The sequence below is a fragment of the Pseudomonas tohonis genome, assembly GCF_012767755.2.
Taxonomy (GTDB): domain Bacteria; phylum Pseudomonadota; class Gammaproteobacteria; order Pseudomonadales; family Pseudomonadaceae; genus Metapseudomonas; species Metapseudomonas tohonis.
In genome coordinates this window covers 6,352,821-6,370,886 of the sequence record NZ_AP023189.1, presented here as the reverse complement: position 1 = coordinate 6,370,886, position 18,066 = coordinate 6,352,821, and the positions used below count along the sequence as shown (strand labels likewise).

Sequence of the window (18,066 nt, the reverse complement as noted above, 5' to 3'; positions counted from 1 at the left end):
TCAGGCGATCCGCGAGGGACGCTGCAGCTCGTACTGGTCGTGGCCGTCGTCCCAACCGGCTTCCCAGGCCGCGGCGAGGACTTCGGCGGGGTAGGGTTGCTGGTCGATCGTCTGGCCGGTGAGGCCCGCCATGTAGCCTTGCTGGTAGGCCTTGTTGAGGCTTTCCAGGCTCCATTGCTGGCTGTCTTCGGGGTGGGCGTCTGGGGGCGCCATGGGCAAAGCTCGCAGGCTCTGGATTTGTGCTCATGCTAGCTGCCGGTTTTCCGGCGCGGGTGGCCGCCTGTCCCGCTTCGAGCCCCAGCTTGTCGGTTTTGTGACGGGCCGCGCCTTTTTGGGGCGCGTGGGTTCGCGGTGGCTCCAGCGCCGCTGCAATCCGTAGGTTGGGCTGAGGTACGAAGCCCAACAGCGGGGCTGTGTCCTGCACCGTTGGGCCTCGCTGCGCTCGGCGCCAACCTACGGCGTAGGGATGGCGCAGGGGTCAGTTGCTCAGCAGCCCGAGGATGCTCGCCTGGTAGGCGGCGACGAAGGTGTCGAAGTCGACGTCGGGCTCGGCTTCCAGGCGCGCCTGTTCCTCCAGGGATTCGCGGGCCATGGCTTCGAGGCGTGCCTGGTCGTCCGGGGCCAGGGCCTGGGCGCGGAAATACTCGGCATGCAGGCGGCTCTGGCGCAGGGAGAACTCGCTGAAGCTCTCGCCGCGTTCGCGCAGCTCGGCCAGCACCTGTGCCGACGGCGTGAGGCGGGTGTCCTCGACCTTGAGGCGCTGGGCCTGGAGGGCTTCGGCATGGGCCTGGCCGCCCTGGGCGCGGTCCAGCAGGTCGGCGGTGCGGGCGATCTGCTCGAGCAACTCGAAGGCCCACTCCTTGAGGCCGATCTCCTGGCCGTTGCGCTGCAGGTGCAGGCCGGGGCGACGGCCTTCCTTGACCACGCGCTGGAAGTTGTCGGTGCAGTCGCGGCACTCGCCGCCGGCCAGGGGCGGGCTGTCCTGCAGGGCGCAGAACAGCAGGAAGGCGTCGAGGAAACGCGACTCGGCCAGGTCGATGCCCAGCGGCAGGAAGGGGTTGATGTCCAGGCAGCGCACTTCGACGTACTGCACGCCACGGGCCATCAGCGCCTGGATCGGGCGCTCGCCGGTGTAGGTGACGCGTTTCGGGCGGATCGAGGAGTAGTACTCGTTCTCGATCTGGATGACGTTGGTGTTCAGCTGCACCCATTCGCCGTCGCGTTTGGTGCCGATCTCGGCATAGGGCGGGTAGGGCGTGGACACGGCCTGGCGCAGGCTCGACAGGTAGCTGTCGAGGCTGTTGTAGCAGGGCGTCAGGCCGGACTGGGCGTTGTTCTGGTAGCCCAGGTCGCTCATGCGCAGGCTGGTGGCCCAGGGCAGGAACAGGGTGTCGGCGTCGAGGCGGTCGAGGTCGTGGGGGCGGCCGCGGAGGAAGTTCTGGTCCAGCGCCGGCGCCGCGCCGAACAGGTACATCAGCAGCCAGCTGTAGCGCCGGAAGTTGCGGATCATCGCGATGTAGCGCGCGGACTGGAAGTCGCGGTCGCTCTGCGGATCGCCTTCGGCCTCCTTGAGCAGCGGCCACAGGGCTTCCGGCAGGGAGAAGTTGTAGTGGATGCCGGCGATGCACTGCATGGTCTTGCCATAGCGCACGGCCAGGCCGCGCCGGTAGACGTACTTCAGGCGGCCGATGGGCGAGGTGCCGTAGCGGGCGATCGGGATCGCCTCCTCGCTGGGCAGCCGGCCGGGCATCGAGGCGCTCCACAGCAGCTCGCCGTCGAGCTTCTGGTAGGTGAAGCGATGGATCTTCTCCAGGTCCGCCAGGGTCGCCGCCGGGTCGTGCTCGGTGGGGGTGATGAACTCCAGCAGCGACTCGGAGTAGTCGGTGGTGATCTGCGGGTTGGTCAGCGCGGAACCGACGGCCACCGGGTGCGGGGTCAGGGCCAGCTGGCCGTTGTCGTCGACGCGCAGGCATTCGCGCTCGATGCCGTGCAGGCACTGGGTCAGCAGGGACAGGTGGGCACGCTCGCCCAGCAATGCCAGGCGGCGGGAGAGAAGGTCGCTCAATTTGGAATCCTGTGGGTCCCAGGGACAGTCGCCCCAATATGAGGGTGGACTGGTCGGTCTACAAGGGGCGGACATGACTGCGTTGTCGCTTTGTCCAGAATAGAGCGTCGCCGTCCTGGCGCTTACAGCTGGGCGAAGGTGCCTTGCCCTTTAGCGACCAGCTTGTCGCCCTGCAGCACATCGGCCTCGACCACCAGGGTCCGCGAGCCGGCGTGCACCACCCGCGCGCGGCAGAGGATGTCACCCTCGGCCACGGGACGGATGTAGTTGATCTTGCATTCGATCGTGGCGCTGCGCCGCTCGAAGCCATGGACGCTGGTGCAGGCCAGGCCCATGGCGATGTCGAGCAGCGAGAAGATGGCTCCGCCGTGCATCACCTGGCCGCGATTGCGCAGGTGCTCGGCCATGGACAGGCGCGCCTCGGCGACGCCGTCGCCCAGGCTGACCGGTTCGATACCCAGCAGCTTGCTGTAGGCGCTGGCGGTGTGCAGGTCGGAGACGTCCATCAGCTCACTTCTTCTTGATCTGCTTGGCGTTGGCGAACAGCGAGGCCATGGCGTTGTTCGCCGGGGCCGCCTGCTGCTGGCGCGGGGCACCGCGATCGGGACGCTGGCCGCCCTGCGGACGACCGCCGCCGCGCGGGCCCTCGACCTTCTCGCCGGGGGTGTCGCTCATGCGCATGGACAGGCCGACGCGGTTGCGCGGGATGTCCACCTCCATGACCTTGACCTTGACGATGTCGCCGGCCTTGACCACCTCGTACGGGTCCTTGACGAACTTCTCCGACAGCGCGGAGATGTGCACCAGGCCGTCCTGGTGGACGCCGATGTCGACAAAGGCGCCGAAGTTGGTGACGTTGGTCACCACGCCTTCCAGCACCATGCCGGGCTTGAGGTCCTTGAGGCTCTCGACGCCTTCCTGGAACTCGGCGGTCTTGAACTCCGGGCGCGGGTCGCGGCCGGGCTTGTCGAGTTCCTTGAGGATGTCGGTGACGGTCGGCAGTCCGAAGGTCTCGTCGGTGAACTTGGCCGGGTCGAGGCGCTTGAGGAAGGCGGAGTCGCCGATCAGCGAGCGCACGTCGCGGCCGGTTCCCTCGGCGATGCGTTGCACCAGCGGGTAGGTCTCCGGGTGCACCGCCGAGGCATCCAGCGGGTTGTCGCCGTTCATCACGCGGAGGAAGCCGGCGGCCAGCACGTAGGTCTTCTCGCCCAGGCGGCTGACGTTCTTCAGCTCCTCGCGGGTCTTGAAGGCGCCGTTGGCGTCGCGGTGGGCGACGATGTTCTGCGCCAGGGTCGCGTTGAGGCCGGAGATGCGCGCCAGCAGGGCGGCGGAGGCGGTGTTCACGTCCACGCCGACGGCGTTCACGCAGTCCTCGACCACCGCGTCCAGGCTACGCGCCAGCTGCAGCTGGGAGACGTCGTGCTGGTACTGGCCGACGCCGATGGACTTCGGCTCGATCTTCACCAGTTCGGCCAGCGGGTCCTGCAGGCGGCGGGCGATGGACACCGCGCCACGCAGGGACACATCCAGCTCGGGGAACTCCTTGGCGGCCAGTTCCGAGGCCGAGTACACCGACGCGCCGGCCTCGCTGACCATGATCTTGGTCATCTTCAGGCCCGGCAGCTTGCTGATCAGCTCGCCGGCCAGCTTGTCGGTCTCGCGGCTGGCGGTGCCGTTGCCGATGGCGATCAGGTCGACGCCGTGCTTGGCGCAGAGCTTGCCGAGGGTGGCCAGGGTGTCGTCCCACTTGTTGTGCGGGACGTGCGGGTAGACGGTGGCGGTCTCCAGCAGCTTGCCGGTGGCGTCGACCACGGCGACCTTGCAGCCGGTGCGCAGGCCCGGGTCCAGGCCCAGGGTGGCGCGCGGGCCGGCCGGGGCGGCCAGCAGCAGGTCGTGCAGGTTGCGGGCGAAGACGTTTATCGCCTCGGTCTCGGCGCCTTCGCGCAGCTCACCCAGCAGGTCGGTCTCCAGGTGGGTGTAGAGCTTGACCTTCCAGGTCCAGCGCACCACCTCGCCCAGCCATTTGTCGGCGGCACGGCCCTGGTCCTTCACGCCGAAGCGCTCGCCGATCATCACCTCGCAGGGGTGCATGGTGCCGGGCAGTTCCTCGCCGACCTTCAGGGCGACGCTGAGCACGCCCTCGTTGCGGCCGCGGAAGATCGCCAGCGCGCGGTGCGACGGCGCGCCCTTGAGGGGCTCGTCGTGCTCGAAGTAGTCGCTGAACTTGGCGCCTTCCTGTTCCTTGCCGGGAACCAGGCGGGCGGTCAGGGTGGCGTTGTCCTTGAGGAAGCTACGCAGGGTCGCCAGCAGCGTGGCGTCCTCGGCGAAGCGCTCCATGAGGATGTACTTGGCGCCCTCGAGCACGGCCTTGGTGTCGGCGAAGCCTTTCTCGGCATCGATGAAGCGCGCGGCTTCGGTCTCCGGGTTCAGGCTCGGGTCGGCGAAGAGGCCGTCGGCCAGCTCGCCGAGGCCGGCTTCCAGGGCGATCTGGCCCTTGGTGCGGCGCTTCTGCTTGTAGGGGAGGTAGAGGTCTTCGAGGCGGGTCTTGGTGTCGGCCAGCTTGATCTCGCGGGCCAGTTCCGGGGTCAGCTTGCCCTGCTCCTCGATGCTGGCGAGGATCGAGCCACGGCGGTCCTCCAGCTCGCGCAGGTAGCGCAGGCGCTCTTCCAGGGTACGCAGCTGGGTGTCGTCCAGGCTGCCGGTGACTTCCTTGCGGTAGCGGGCGATGAAGGGAACGGTGGAGCCTTCATCGAGCAGGGCGACGGCGGCGGCGACTTGTTGCGGGCGCACGCCCAGCTCTTCAGCGATACGGTTGTTGATGCTTTCCATATGAAAAAGACACACCTGATGACCAACGAAAGACCGGCCGGGCCTGGCCCTGGCCGGGAAACAAGCGGCGCATTATAAACACCCCGTTGCGCTGGCCAGGGAACCGTTCGGGGAAAAATCTGCTAACAATGGTCGAGCCGCGCGACACCGGTGCTGAGTGATAATGCCGCGCTTGAGAAACCAGGAGAGAACATGAGCAGCATCCCCAATGCCGAGGGCGAAAAGATCCTGATCGTCGACGACGACGCGCGCCTGCGTCGCTTGCTCGAGCGCTTTTTCGAAGAGCAGGGCTACCGCGTGCGCGCGGTGGAGAACGTCGAGCAGATGGACCGCCTGCTGGCCCGCGAACTGTTCAACCTCGTGGTCCTGGACCTGATGCTGCCTGGCGAGGACGGCCTGTCCGCCTGCCGCCGCCTGCGCGCCTCGAACAACCAGGTGCCGATCATCATGCTCACCGCCAAGGGCGACGAATCCAGCCGTATCCAGGGCCTGGAGCTGGGCGCCGACGACTACCTGGCCAAGCCCTTCAACCCGCGCGAGCTCCTGGCGCGGATCAAGGCCGTGCTGCGCCGCCAGGCGCCCCAGGTGCCCGGCGCCCCGACCGCCGCCGACGAGAGCGTCACCTTCGGCGAGTACGAGCTGTCCCTGGCCACCCGCGAGCTGAAGAAGGGCGAGGACGTGCACATGCTCACCACCGGTGAATTCGCCGTGCTCAAGGCCCTGGTCCAGCACGCCCGCGAGCCGCTGACCCGCGACAAGCTGATGAACCTCGCCCGTGGCCGCGAGTGGGACGCCCTGGAGCGCTCCATCGACGTGCAGATCTCCCGCCTGCGCCGGCTGATCGAGCCCGACCCGTCCAAGCCCCGCTACATCCAGACCGTCTGGGGCGTCGGCTACGTGTTCGTGCCCGACGGCAACAAGTGACCTCCCCCCGCCGCGCCCGCATCCCGGGCGCGGCACAGCCTCGCAAGGCGCCTGAGCCTCCTGCCCGGAAAACCCGATGAAAGCGCCGTACTGGTTCCCGCAGAGTTTCTTCTCCCGCACCCTCTGGCTGGTGCTCATCGTCGTGCTGTTTTCCAAGGCGCTGACCCTGGTCTACCTGATGATGAACGAGGACGTCCTCGTGGACCGCCAGTACAGCCACGGCGCGGCGCTGACCCTGCGTGCCTACTGGGCGGCCAGCGAATCCGAGCGCGACGACCTGGCGCGCGCCGCCGGCCTCAAGCGGGTGACCAGCGACGCCGTGCCGCCCAGCGAGCAGCACTGGCCCTACAGCGAGATCTTCGAGCGGCAGATGCAGACCGAGCTCGGCCCCGAGACCGAGGTGCGCCTGCGCGCCAAGAGCCCGCCGGCGCTCTGGGTGAGGGCACCGGCACTGGGCCCTGACTGGGTGCGCATCCCGCTTTATCCACACCCCTTGCGCGGGCAACGCATCTGGAGCGTGCTCGGCTGGTTCCTCGGCATCGGCCTGCTGTCCACCGCCGCCGCGTGGATCTTCGTGCGCCAGCTCAACGCCCCGCTCAAGCGCCTGGTGTTCGCCGCCCGCCAGCTCGGCCAGGGCCGCAGCGTGCGCCTGCCGGTGAGCGACACGCCCAGCGAGATGACCGAGGTCTACCGCGCCTTCAACCAGATGGCCGAGGACGTCGAGCAGGCCGCCCGCGAGCGCGAGTTGATGCTGGCCGGCGTCTCCCACGACCTGCGCACCCCGCTGACGCGGCTGCGCCTGTCCCTGGAGCTGATGAGCAGCGACAGCGAGTTCACCGAGGACATGGTTCGCGACATCGAGGACATGGACGCCATCCTCGACCAGTTCCTCGCCTTCATCCGCGATGGCCGCGACGAGCGCCAGGAAGAGCTCGACCTGGGCGAGCTGGTGCGCGAGGTGGTGGCCCCCTACAACCAGCACGAGGAGCGCGTGCGCCTGTGCCTGGAGCCGGTGCCGCCGTTCCCCCTGCGGCGTGTGTCGATCAAGCGCCTCCTGGCCAACCTGATCGAGAACGCGCTGCGCTATGGCGGCAACGGCGTCGAAGTGGCCGCCTTCGTGGCGGGCGATCACACCGCACCCTATGTCGTCCTCAGCGTGCTCGACCGTGGCCAGGGCATCGACCCGGCCGAGCTGGGCGACATCTTCAACCCCTTCATCCGTGGCGACCGCGCCCGTGGCGGCAAGGGCACCGGGCTGGGCCTGGCCATCGTCAAGCGCATCGCCGCGCTGCACGGCGGCAGCGTCGAGCTGCGCAACCGTTCCGGCGGTGGGCTGGAAGCCCGCGTGTGCCTTCCCCTGGGCCTGCTGCTGCCCCGCGACGCCGCCTGACAGGCCCCGCGCGGCGGGGCCCGCGTCCAACCGCGACGCCTTCCGTCAGGCTGCGACGCGGGCTCGTTGTTGCATAGTGTCACTTTGCCCTGACCCACGTACTCTAGGCGCCCTGGACAATCCTCCTGCGCGCGTAGACTTGAGGTCAGAATGCCCGCCGCTAAAGCCCGCTTGCCCAACTGGACCTGGTGGTCGTCACTGCCGTTGCTGCACCTCGCCACCTGGCTCTCCCTGGGCACCCAGGTTTCCGGCGGCGTCGCGCTCTGGTACCTGCCCTTTTCCCTGGGGCTGGTGGCGTGCCTCTGGTGGGGCCCACGGGTATTGCTCGCGGTTTTCCTCAACGCCGCCCTGAGCGCGCCGCTCTGGGGCCTGGACTGGCACCTCGCGCCCTTCTACGCCCTGCCCGAGACCCTCAGCATCGGCGTCGGCTGGTTGCTCCTGCGGCCGCCGCGCTTCGATGTCGCCCTGCCGGATTTCGCCAGCCTGCTGCGTTTCATGCTGCTCGGCGTGCTGGTGCCCGTGACCCTGGTGGCCATCGGCGTGCAGGGCAGCCTGCTGCTCACCGGGGTGATCGCCCCCGAGGCCTGGGGCACCGCCAGCCTGCTGATGTGGCTGGGCGACAGCCTCACCACCCTGGTGGTCTGCCTGCCGCTGCTCACCTACCTCACCCCCTGGCTGCGCCGTCGACGCTGGGCGCTGGGCGCCTTCGCGCCGCTGGCCGAGTCCATGCAGCGCCTGCCGCCCTGGCCCTTGCTGGTGGTGCTGGCCATCGCCTTGCCGCTGGCGATCGCGGTGATGCCGCTGTTGCTGACCCTGCCCCTGATCGGCCTGGTGATGCTCAGCCTGGCCCTCACCCGGGGGTTCCCCGGCGCCCTCTGCGGCGCCGGCCTGGCCACCGCCACCGTGCTCTCGCTGCCGCTCCTGCGGGAGCTGGGCGAAGCCCCGCAGTGGCTGGAGCCGCAGCGCATCGAGCTGCACCTGAGCGTGCTGCTGCTGATGGTCTCCACCCTGCTGGTGGGGCGGACCCTCAGCGACCTGCGCCTGGAACTGCGCCGTCGCGCCGAGATGCAGCAGGCCCTGGCCATGAACAGCCTGGCCCTCGAGGCCAGCCCGCTCGGCGTGATCATCGTCGACGCGCGCCAGCCCGACTTCCCGCTCACCTACTGCAACCCCGCCTTCCTGCGCATCACCGGCTACAGCCGCAAGGAAGTGCTGGGGCGCAACTGCCGCTTCCTGGTCGGCCACGACCGCAACCAGCCCGAGCTGCCGCGCCTGCTGGCGGCCATCCGGCGCGGCGAGCCGTGCCAGGCGATCCTGCGCAACTACCGCAAGGACGGCAGCCTGTTCTGGAACGAAGTGACCCTGGCGCCGATGCACGACGACCAGGGCATCAGCCATTTCGTCGCCCTGCAGCACGATGTCAGCCGCCGCGAGCTGCTCGCCGAGGAACTGGGCCTGCGCCGCGAGGAGCTGATGCGCCAGACCCACCTGCTGAGCCAGACCGAGGCCATCGCCGACATCGGCGGCTGGGTGCTGGAAATGCCCAGCGAGCAGATGTTCTGGAGTGAGGGCACCTTCCGCATCTACGACCTGGAGCCGGTGGGCGGCGCGCCCAACCTCGAACAGGCGATGAATTATTTCGACGAGGACAGCCGCGCCCGGGCCCGCGCCACCCTCGATCACGTGCTGCGCAGCGCCGATCCCTTCGACATCGAACTGCGTGTCGTCACCGCCAAGAGCAACTACCGCTGGGTGCGCCTCAAGGGCCTGGCCGAGCACGACGGTGAGCGGGTCATCCGCATCTACGGCGCGATCCAGGACCTCACCGAGCAGAAGCGCGCCGAGCGACGCCAGCGTGAGCGCGAGGAGCATCTGCACCTGTTCTTCGAGGCGCCGCTGATCGGCATGGCCCTGTGCTCGCCCGAACACTGCTGGGAAGAGGTCAACTTCAAGCTCTGCAGCATCCTCGGGCGTTCCCGCGAGATGCTCCAGGGCGCCGACTGGATGAGCATCACCCACCCCGACGACCGTGGCGCCGAGCAGGCCCTGCTGCATCAGGTGCGCAGCGCCCAGCGCGACGGCTACGAACTGGACAAGCGCTTCCTGCGGCCCGACGGCAGCGTCGTCGATACCCGCGTCAACGTCCGCGCGGTGCGCGATGGCGACGGCCGCATGTACGCCCTGCTGGCCCTGGTGGAAGACGTCAGCGCCCGGCGCGAGGCCGAGGCGCGCTACCGCATCCTGGTGGAGCACGCCCCCGAGGCGATCCTGGTGTTCGACGTCGAGCGCGGCATCACCGAGGCCAACGAAAACGCCGCACGCCTCTACGGATTGCCCCGCGAGCAACTGATCGGGCGCATGCCCACCAGCTTCAGCCCGCCACTGCAGGCCGACGGGCGTCCCTCGCGGGACGTCGGCCAGGCCCACGCCCAGGCCGCGCTGGCCGGCGAGGCACCGGTGTTCGAATGGCTGATGCGCGATGTCGCCGGCCGCGTGCGCCCCTGCGAAGTGCGCCTGGTGCGGCTGCCCGGCGGCACCGCACCGCTGATCCGCCTGAGCATCACCGACATCTCCGAGCGCCAGCGCTACCAGCGCGAGATCGAGCGCCTGGCCTACAGCGACGAACTCACCGGCCTGCCCAACCGCCGCCTGCTGCTCGACCGCCTGCAGCACGCCATGGCGCGGGAAGTGCGCGAGGGCCGCTTCGGCGCCCTGCTGTTCATCGACCTGGACCACTTCAAGACGGTCAACGACAGCCTCGGCCACCCGGTGGGCGACGCGCTGCTGCGCGAGGTCACCGCGCGCCTGGCCAGCTGCCTGCGCGCCGAAGACACCCTGGCGCGGCTGGGCGGCGACGAATTCGTGGTGCTGCTCGAGGCTCTGGGCGAACACCCCGAGGCGGCCGCCGAACACGCCGCCGAGGTGGGCACCAAGCTGCTCCACAGCCTGCACGGCAGCTACCGTATCGGCGAGCACGAGCTGTCGGTCAGCGCCAGCATCGGCATCGCCCTGCACCCCTTCGAGCGCCAGGGCGCGGCGGACGTCCTCAAGCAGGCCGACACCGCCATGTACCGGGCCAAGCAGGGTGGCCGCAATGCGTTGCACTTCTTCGCCCCGGCCATGCAGGCCGCCATCGACCAGCGCCTGCACTTGCAAAGCGAGCTGCGCCAGGCCGTGGCGCGCGAGCAGCTGTTCCTCGAGTTCCAGCCACAGCTGGCCCTGGCCGACGAGCGGGTGGTCGGCGCCGAGGCGCTGCTGCGCTGGCGCAGCCCCACGCGCGGGGTGGTGCCGCCTGCCCAGTTCATCGCCCTGGCGGAGGAGACCGGGCTGATCCTCGAACTCAGCGACTGGGTGCTCGACCGCGCCTGCGCCGCCCTGGCCCAGTGGCTGCCGCGCTGGCCGGAGCTGGTCATGGCCATCAACATCAGCCCGCGCGACCTGCGCCAGGGTGATTTCGTCGCCCGGGTCAGCGACTGCCTGCAGCGCCATGGCGTACCGGCCCAGCGCCTGGAGCTGGAGATCACCGAAGGCAGCCTGCTGGAGGACGTCGAGCAGTGCATCGCCGCCATGCAGGCACTCAAGGGCCTGGGCGTGCGCTTCGCCATCGACGACTTCGGCACCGGCTATTCCTCGCTCACCTACCTCAAGCGCCTGCCGCTGGACCGCCTGAAGATCGACCGCAGCTTCGTCGAAGGCCTGGAGCAGGCCGGCAGCGACGCCGCGCTGGTGGACACCATCCTCGCCATCGGCCACAACCTCGGCCTGGAGTGCATCGCCGAAGGCATCGAGGCCAGCGGCCAGCACCAGAGCCTGCGCGCCCTGGGCTGCGCCCTTGGCCAGGGCTTCCATTTCAGCCCGCCGCTGGACGAGGCCGCCTTCGTCGACTGGCTGGGGCAGCGCGCCCCGTGAGCCTGCTCCCGCATCCCGGGGTGCCGGGGCATGCGGGGCCGGCGCGGCAAAGCGTCGGTGCTGGTCTTAACTTCAACTGGGCTCGCCACCTGAACATCAGCCTGGTGGCGGCCCATACCCTCAAGGATGGGGTGCCCGACCAGGATGGTGGACAGGTCCTGGCGCAGATCGTCATCCGTTAACCCGCTCTTCCCAGGAGATCCACGTAATGACCACGCTGCTGCTGTACAAGGAAATCAAGGCGCTGAACCGCGAGGAGCACCGCTCGCTGAAGCTCGCCAGCCTCCACAACAGCGAATTCGCCGCCAGCACCCACCTGGTGCCGCTGGCCGGCCTGGAGTTCTTCCAGGCCTCCCGCCATTACCCGATCGTGTTCATCGGCGAGGGCGCCCAGGCCGTGCCCATCGCCCTGCTGGGCCTGAAGGCCGGCCACAACGGCTACGTCGACGCCAACAACCTGTGGCAGGAGAACTGCTACATCCCGGCCTTCGTGCGCCGTTACCCGTTCGTCCTGGCCCAGGACAGCGCGGAGAACTTCACCGTCTGCTTCGACGCCGCCTACTCGGGCTGGAACGAGGAAGAAGGCCGCGAGCTGTTCGACGAGGCCGGCCAGAACAGCCCCTTCCTCGAAGAGATGATCCACTTCCTGCAGAACTTCACCACCGAGATGGAGCGCACCCGCCGCTTCGTCGACAGGCTCAACGAACTGGAGCTGCTGTCCCCGCGCAGCCTCAAGCTCAGCCACGGCAACGGCGAGAGCTTCGTGCTCAGCGACTTCCTGGCGGTGGACGAGGAACGCTTCCTGGCCCTTTCCGACGACAAGGTGCTGGACCTGCACAAGTCCGGCTTCCTCGGCTGGATCTACGCCCACCTGATCTCCCTGGGCAACGCCAACCAGCTGTTCGCGCATTACCTGGCGAAGAAGGCCGCCGGGGACACCACCACCCATTGATGGGGGGTAGCTCCGCCCCCGGCCGGGGAGCGGAGCCTGTTTCAGCGCAATGCTTCCTTGATGCCGGGTGCAACCCGACGCCTTGTGGACAGGGGAGGGTGGACTCAGCCCTTGCCCTTGGTGCGGGTCATGTTGGGGCCGGCGTGTTTTTCCAGGTGTTCGATGATGATCCCGGCGACATCCTTGCCGGTGGTCACTTCGATGCCTTCCAGGCCGGGGGAGGAGTTCACCTCCATCACCAGCGGGCCGTGGTTGGAACGCAGGATGTCGACGCCGGCCACCGACAGGCCCATGACCTTGGCGGCGCGGATGGCGGTCATGCGTTCTTCCGGGGTGATCTTGATCAGGCTGGCGCTGCCGCCACGGTGCAGGTTGGAGCGGAACTCGCCCGGCTTGGCCTGGCGCTTCATCGAGGCGATGACCTTGTCGCCCACCACGAAGCAGCGGATGTCGGCGCCGCCGGCCTCGCGGATGTACTCCTGCACCATGATGTTCTGCTTCAGCCCCATGAAGGCCTCGATCACCGATTCGGCCGCCTTCTCCGTTTCGCACAGCACCACGCCTATGCCCTGGGTGCCTTCCAGCACCTTGATCACCAGCGGGGCGCCGTTGACCATGCGGATCAGGTCGGGGATGTCGTCGGGGGAGTGGGCGAAGCCGGTCACCGGCAGGCCGATGCCCTTGCGCGAGAGCAGTTGCAGGGAGCGCAGCTTGTCCCGCGAGCGGCTGATGGCCACCGACTCGTTGAGGGGGAACACGCCCATCATCTCGAACTGGCGCAGCACGGCGCAGCCGTAGAAGGTCACCGAGGCGCCGATGCGCGGGATCACCGCGTCGAAGCCTTCCAGCGGCTGGCCGCGGTAGTGGATCTGCGGCTTGTGGCTGGCGATGTTCATGTACGCGCGCAGGGTGTCGATCACCTGGATTTCGTGCCCGCGCTGCTGGCCGGCCTCCACCAGGCGACGGGTCGAATACAGACGCGGGTTGCGCGACAGCACGGCAATTTTCATTGGGCACCTGGAAGGGAGTCGAAGGCCGGTAGGGTCGGCTTGTCCTGTACGTAGCTAAGGGCCGGGTTGACCACCAGTTGGCCGTCCACCAGGGCTTTGGAGCCGATCAGCACGCGGTAGCGCATGGTCTTGCGGCAGGCCAGGGTGAACTCGATCGGCCAGGCGCGATCGCCCAGGGCGACCGTGGTGCTGATCACATAGCGGCTCTGGGCCTGGCCGTTGGAGCTCTTGATGGTCTTCACCGAGACCACCTGCGCCTCGCAGCGATGGCGCCGCTGCACCAGGGTGCCGAGGTGCGCGGTGAAGCGCACCCAGCGCTGGCCATCGCGCTCGAAGGGCACGATGTCGCTGGCATGCAGGGTGGAAGTGCTGGCCCCGGTGTCGATCTTGGCGCGCAGGCCGACCATGCCGAGTTCGGGCAGGGCTATCCATTCACGCAGGCCGATCACGGAGAGTTGGTCGAAAGTCTTCAAAGCAGGCTTTCCGGTAAAGTTGTCGGCATTCTAGTTGCCCCTTGTGACAACTGCATCCGGCCCGGCGTGCGGCCGGGAGACAAATTTCCAGGTTGCGATCCCGTGCAGCCTGCCAGCATGGAAACCGAGGCATGAGCGACAAAGACGACGACAAGGTGCGGCTGGACAAGTGGCTGTGGGCGGCGCGTTTCTACAAGACCCGCGCATTGGCCAAGGAGGCCATCGAAGGCGGCAAGGTCCACCACCGGGGCGAGCGCTGCAAGCCGGGCAAGGAGCCGCGGATCGGTGACCAGTACGTGATCCGCACCGGCTTCGAGGAGCGCACCGTGGTGGTCCTCGCCCTTTCCGTGGTGCGCCGGGGCGCGCCCGAGGCGCAAACGCTCTACGAGGAGACCGCCGAGAGCATCGCCCGCCGCGAGGAGGCGGCGGCCCTGCGCAAGGCCGGTGCCCTGGGCGTGCAGACCGAGGGCCGGCCGACCAAGAAGCAGCGCCGGCAGATCCACTACCTGCGCGGCGGCTCCGGCGATTTCGAGGGCTAGCGCAGGCGCTTGTCGTCCAGCAGCGCCAGGCGGTTGAGCAACGGCACGCGGCTGCCCAGGCGCATGGCAGGGCTGGCCAGCCAGGCCAGCACGCGGGCGAGGTGGTCGCCCGCCGGGGTGCACCAGCCCCAGGCCAGCACCAGCAGGGTGATGAACAGGCCGCCGACCAGGTCGTCCGCCAGCCAGTGGGCACCGGCCACCAGGCGCGGCAGCATCATCGCGGTGGCCAGGGCGATCACCGTCACGCGGTTCCAGCCACGGGCGAAGATCGCCATGAACAGGCCCCAGAGCATCAGCACTGACGCGTGGTCGCCGGGGAAGCTGCGGCTGGAGCGGTCCTTCACCTCGAACACGCTTTCCAGCAGCGGGAAGTGATCGGACAGCTGCATGCCGCCCAGCACCATGGAGGGGCTGGCGTGCTGCCAGCCATGGTGCACGGCGATGCGGGTGAAGAGGATGCGCACCGCCACGAGCACCAGCATCAGGGCGATGAAGGTGAACAGCGCGGGGCGCAACTGGTGGCGGCGGAACACCCAGTCCTGGCGGATCAGCAGGGCGAGCATCAGGCCGCCGGCGAGGATGTCGAACAGCCGCGTGCTGCAGAAGGCCCAGAAGCCCATCCACAGCGGGTGGCCTTCCAGGGAGCCGTTGAGGGCCAGGTAGACGGCCCGGTCGGCCTGGTCCCAGAGCGCCCGGGTAGCCGGCGACAGCCAGCTGGCGAGCAGCAGCAGGGCGAAGGCGTGCAGGCCGATCAGGGCCGGCCATCGCCAGGAGGCTTGGACACGCATCGGTTTCTCCATAAAATTCCCATCCTCATCTATCGCAGGCCGTGGAAAGGCGCGCTTTATAGTCCGCCGTCATCGTTCTGTCATCTTTCCTTCCCGGGTTTCCTCCTCATGCCGACCTTCGACAATACCCAGCGCTTCCTTTTCGACGACACCGACGTGCGCGGTGAGATGGTCGCCCTGGGCGAGAGCTACGCCCACGTGCTGGCCAAGCACCCTTATCCGGAACCGGTGGCCCAGCTGCTCGGCGAAATGCTCGCCGCCGCCTCGCTGCTGGTCGGCACCCTGAAGTTCGACGGCCTCCTGGTGCTCCAGGCGCGCTCCTCCGGCGCCGTGCCGCTGCTGATGGTCGAGTGCTCCAGCGATCGCGAGCTGCGCGGCATCGCCCGCTACCACGCCGAGCAGGTGGAGCCCGGTGCCGGCCTGCACGAACTGATGCCCGAGGGCGTGCTGACCCTGACCGTTGACCCCAGGCAGGGCCAGCGCTACCAGGGCATCGTCAGCCTGGAGGGCAGCAACCTGGCCGAGAGCCTGTCCGCCTACTTCGCCAACTCCGAACAGCTGCCGACCCGCTTCTGGCTCAACGCCGATGGCCGCAACGCCCGGGGCCTCCTGCTCCAGGCACTGCCGGCGGACCGCCTGAAGGACCCGGAAGCCCGCGCCGCCAGCTGGCAGCACCTGACCACCCTGGCCGACACCCTCACCGCCGAGGAACTGCTGGGCCTGGACAACGAAACCGTGCTGCACCGCCTCTACCACGAGGAGCAGGTGCGCCTGTTCGACCCGCGCCCCATCAGCTTCCGCTGCAGCTGCTCGCGCCAGCGCTCGGCCAACGCCCTGGTCAGCCTGGGCCGCACCGACGCCGAAGCCCTGCTGGACGAGAACGGCGGCACAGTGGTGATCGACTGCCAGTTCTGCAACCAGCGCTACAGCTTCGACGCCGCCGACGTGGCGCAACTGTTCGCCGGTGGCGGCAGCGCGGCGCCGTCTAGCACAAAACACTGAGGGCTTGGCAGCCAGCTGCAAGCGGCAAGCTACAAGCCGCAAGAGGTGCAGGGCGGCGTGTCCTTGCTCTTGCTTGCCGCTTGTAGCTTGTAGCCGCTTCTAGTTCCTAAGCCTCCTACCCTTTTGTAGCGCGGCGCGGGCCTGTGGATATCTCCGCCAGCGCCCGCCCGGCCTCGTCTGGGCGCTTGCCGTTCCGCTCGTGACCGGCAGTTTGCAAATGGTCATTTCCAGCTATCCATTCGCCGGTCGAGCGCGCGTCAAAGTCGCGCGGCCGGGTGCCCGGTCTGACTGAAACCCCCGTATCGTCTGCCTTACGTCCAGTCATCTCGCCTAAGCCATAGTTCCTCTGGCATAATCCGGCGCACTTTTTTCGCTGTAGCGGGTCGCATGACCCACTACATATTTGATTGGAGGACTCGGCCTCTCGCCGACGGGGAACCACATGACGCAAGCCAATACCGCCGTGTACACCGATATCAGCGCCGCGCAACTGGTCGAAGAGGCCATCCGCCGTGGCGAGGGTGAGCTGGCCGCCAACGGTTCGCTGGTAGTTAGGACCGGTCACCGCACCGGCCGTTCTCCGGCCGACCGCTTCATCGTCCAGGAGCCGAGCACCGAATCCAAGATCGCCTGGGGCGCCATCAACCGTCCCTTCCCGGCGGACAAGTTCGATGCCCTGTGGGATCGCGTCGAAGCCTATGTGACCGAGCGCGAGCGTTTCGTTTCCCACGTGCACGTCGGCTCCGACCCCGAGCATTACCTGGCGGTCAAGATGACCACCGAGACCGCCTGGCACAACCTGTTCGGCCGCTGCCTGTTCATCAACCCGGAGCAGTACAACCCGCAGGCCCGCCAGGAATGGCAGATCATCAACGCCCCGAACTTCGTCTGCGAGCCGGAGCGTGACGGCACCAACTCCGATGGCTGCGTGATCCTCAACTTCGCCGCCAAGAAAGTGCTGATCGCCGGCATGCGCTACGCCGGTGAAATGAAGAAGGCCATGTTCTCCGTGCAGAACTTCCTGCTGCCGGAAAAAGACGTGCTGCCGATGCACTGCGCCGCCAACGTCGGCGAAGACGGCGACACCACCCTGTTCTTCGGCCTGTCCGGCACCGGCAAGACCACCCTGTCCGCCGACGAAAGCCGTTACCTGATCGGTGACGACGAGCACGGCTGGGGCGTGGGCACCGTGTTCAACATCGAAGGCGGCTGCTACGCCAAGTGCATCGACCTGTCCGAGAAGAACGAGCCGGTGATCTGGAAAGCCATCCAGTTCGGCGCCGTGCTGGAAAACGTCGTGCTGAATCCGGAAACCCGCCTGCCCGACTACAGCGACGACAGCCTGACCCAGAACTCCCGTGCGGCCTACCCGCTGGAGCTGGTCGAGAAGCGCGTCGAGGCCAACCGTGCCGGCGAGCCGAACGCCGTGATCTTCCTGACCTGCGACCTGACCGGCGTGCTGCCGCCCGTGTCGATCCTCAACAACGAGCAGGCTGCCTACCACTTCCTGTCCGGCTACACCGCCCTGGTGGGTTCCACCGAGATGGGTTCCGGCGGCGGCATCAAGTCGACCTTCTCCACCTGCTTCGGCGCGCCCTTCTTCCCGCGCCCGGCCGGCGAGTACGCCGAGCTGCTGATCAAGCGCATCAAGGGCTTCGGCTCCAAGGTGTACCTGGTCAACACCGGCTGGACCGGTGGTGGCTACGGCGTCGGCAAGCGCTTCAACATCCCCACCACCCGTGGCGTGATCGCGGCCATCCAGAGCGGCGCTCTGATCGGTGCCGAGACCGAGCACCTGCCGCTGATCAACCTGGACGTGCCGAAGGCCGTTCCGGGCGTCGAGACCAACCTGCTCAACCCGCGCAACACCTGGGCTGACAAGGCTGCCTACGACGAAGCCGCCAAGGGCCTGGCCGAGAAGTTCATCGAGAACTTCAAGAAGTTCGACGTCTCCGACGCCATCCGCAACGCCGGCCCGCAGCTGTAAGCGAGCCCGTTGTAGAAGAAGCCGCCTCCGGGCGGCTTTTTCATTGCTCGCCGTGCAACGCCCGCGTTCGCGGTGCCTGAGCCGGGCGCTGATGCTGGGAACGGATCATGATGGGTTTCGCTGCGCTCTACGCCATCCTAGGGACATACAGGGCGGCGCCTTGCCCTGTCGCGGCGCTGTTGCGTTGCGCTTCGGGCC

Annotated in this window: 15 protein-coding genes; 8 read left to right on the top strand and 7 right to left on the bottom strand. The window is 68.1% G+C overall.

From position 1 onward, the window contains the following. From rmf to HSX14_RS29250, 4 genes are all read right to left on the bottom strand, one after another. A complete protein-coding gene (gene rmf, locus HSX14_RS29265) occupies nt 1-213 on the bottom strand; it encodes a ribosome modulation factor (RefSeq protein ID WP_173178575.1) in 213 nt (70 codons plus the stop codon). 265 nt (nt 214-478) lie between these two features. After that, nucleotides 479-2,065, bottom strand: a complete 1,587-nt coding sequence (gene gshA / locus HSX14_RS29260; RefSeq protein WP_173178576.1) for a glutamate--cysteine ligase — start codon at nt 2,063-2,065, stop codon at nt 479-481. Between the two features lie 122 nt (nt 2,066-2,187). Next, nucleotides 2,188-2,571, bottom strand: coding sequence for a PaaI family thioesterase (locus HSX14_RS29255; protein ID WP_173178577.1), 384 nt, complete (start codon nt 2,569-2,571; stop codon nt 2,188-2,190). A gap of 4 nt (nt 2,572-2,575) precedes the next feature. Beyond that, complete coding sequence (locus HSX14_RS29250; protein WP_173178578.1) at nt 2,576-4,894, bottom strand: Tex family protein; 2,319 nt, start codon at nt 4,892-4,894, stop codon at nt 2,576-2,578. Nucleotides 4,895-5,086: 192 nt separating this feature from the next. On the opposite strand from HSX14_RS29250, the gene ompR reads away from it, so the two are divergent. The 5 genes from ompR (at nt 5,087) to HSX14_RS29225 (ending at nt 12,069) form a co-directional block, all read left to right on the top strand. Further along, nucleotides 5,087-5,818: an osmolarity response regulator transcription factor OmpR gene (gene ompR, locus HSX14_RS29245; protein ID WP_173178579.1), complete on the top strand. Its 732-nt coding sequence runs from the start codon at nt 5,087-5,089 to the stop codon at nt 5,816-5,818. 76 nt (nt 5,819-5,894) lie between these two features. Beyond that, complete coding sequence (locus tag HSX14_RS29240) at nt 5,895-7,208, top strand: ATP-binding protein (RefSeq protein WP_173178580.1); 1,314 nt, start codon at nt 5,895-5,897, stop codon at nt 7,206-7,208. Between the two features lie 150 nt (nt 7,209-7,358). Further along, the gene (locus tag HSX14_RS29235; RefSeq protein ID WP_173178581.1) at nt 7,359-11,117 is read left to right on the top strand and encodes a bifunctional diguanylate cyclase/phosphodiesterase; all 3,759 of its coding nucleotides are present in this window, start codon (nt 7,359-7,361) and stop codon (nt 11,115-11,117) included. Beyond that, a complete protein-coding gene (locus tag HSX14_RS29230; RefSeq protein ID WP_173178582.1) occupies nt 11,114-11,299 on the top strand; it encodes a hypothetical protein in 186 nt (61 codons plus the stop codon). The genes HSX14_RS29235 and HSX14_RS29230 overlap by 4 nt, the downstream gene beginning before the upstream one ends. A gap of 26 nt (nt 11,300-11,325) precedes the next feature. Next, nucleotides 11,326-12,069 (top strand): SapC family protein, encoded by a 744-nt coding sequence (locus HSX14_RS29225; RefSeq protein WP_173178583.1) that lies wholly within the window; start codon nt 11,326-11,328, stop codon nt 12,067-12,069. A gap of 104 nt (nt 12,070-12,173) precedes the next feature. On the opposite strand, the gene rimK is transcribed toward HSX14_RS29225, so the two are convergent. Together rimK and rimB are read right to left on the bottom strand one after the other, a co-directional pair. Further along, the gene (gene rimK, locus HSX14_RS29220) at nt 12,174-13,079 is read right to left on the bottom strand and encodes a 30S ribosomal protein S6--L-glutamate ligase (protein WP_173178584.1); all 906 of its coding nucleotides are present in this window, start codon (nt 13,077-13,079) and stop codon (nt 12,174-12,176) included. After that, nucleotides 13,076-13,552, bottom strand: a complete 477-nt coding sequence (gene rimB, locus HSX14_RS29215) for a retropepsin-like aspartic endopeptidase RimB (RefSeq protein WP_111260797.1) — start codon at nt 13,550-13,552, stop codon at nt 13,076-13,078. The genes rimK and rimB overlap by 4 nt, the downstream gene beginning before the upstream one ends. 131 nt (nt 13,553-13,683) lie before the next feature. On the opposite strand from rimB, the gene HSX14_RS29210 reads away from it, so the two are divergent. After that, a complete protein-coding gene (locus tag HSX14_RS29210; RefSeq protein ID WP_173178585.1) occupies nt 13,684-14,091 on the top strand; it encodes an RNA-binding S4 domain-containing protein in 408 nt (135 codons plus the stop codon). Here HSX14_RS29210 and HSX14_RS29205 read toward each other — a convergent pair. Beyond that, nucleotides 14,088-14,879, bottom strand: coding sequence for a phosphatase PAP2 family protein (locus HSX14_RS29205; RefSeq protein WP_173178586.1), 792 nt, complete (start codon nt 14,877-14,879; stop codon nt 14,088-14,090). The two genes, HSX14_RS29210 and HSX14_RS29205, sit on opposite strands and share 4 nt — an antisense overlap. A 108-nt stretch (nt 14,880-14,987) precedes the next feature. Here HSX14_RS29205 and hslO point away from each other — a divergent pair, with 108 nt between their 5' ends. Together hslO and HSX14_RS29195 are read left to right on the top strand one after the other, a co-directional pair. After that, nucleotides 14,988-15,881 carry an Hsp33 family molecular chaperone HslO gene (gene hslO, locus HSX14_RS29200; RefSeq protein WP_173178587.1) on the top strand — a complete coding sequence of 298 codons (894 nt, stop codon included), beginning with the start codon at nt 14,988-14,990 and terminating at the stop codon, nt 15,879-15,881. A 442-nt stretch (nt 15,882-16,323) separates the two neighbouring features. Continuing rightward, entirely contained in the window at nt 16,324-17,868 is a 1,545-nt protein-coding gene (locus HSX14_RS29195; RefSeq protein ID WP_173178588.1) for a phosphoenolpyruvate carboxykinase, read from the top strand. The last annotated feature ends 198 nt before the right edge of the window (nt 17,869-18,066 follow it).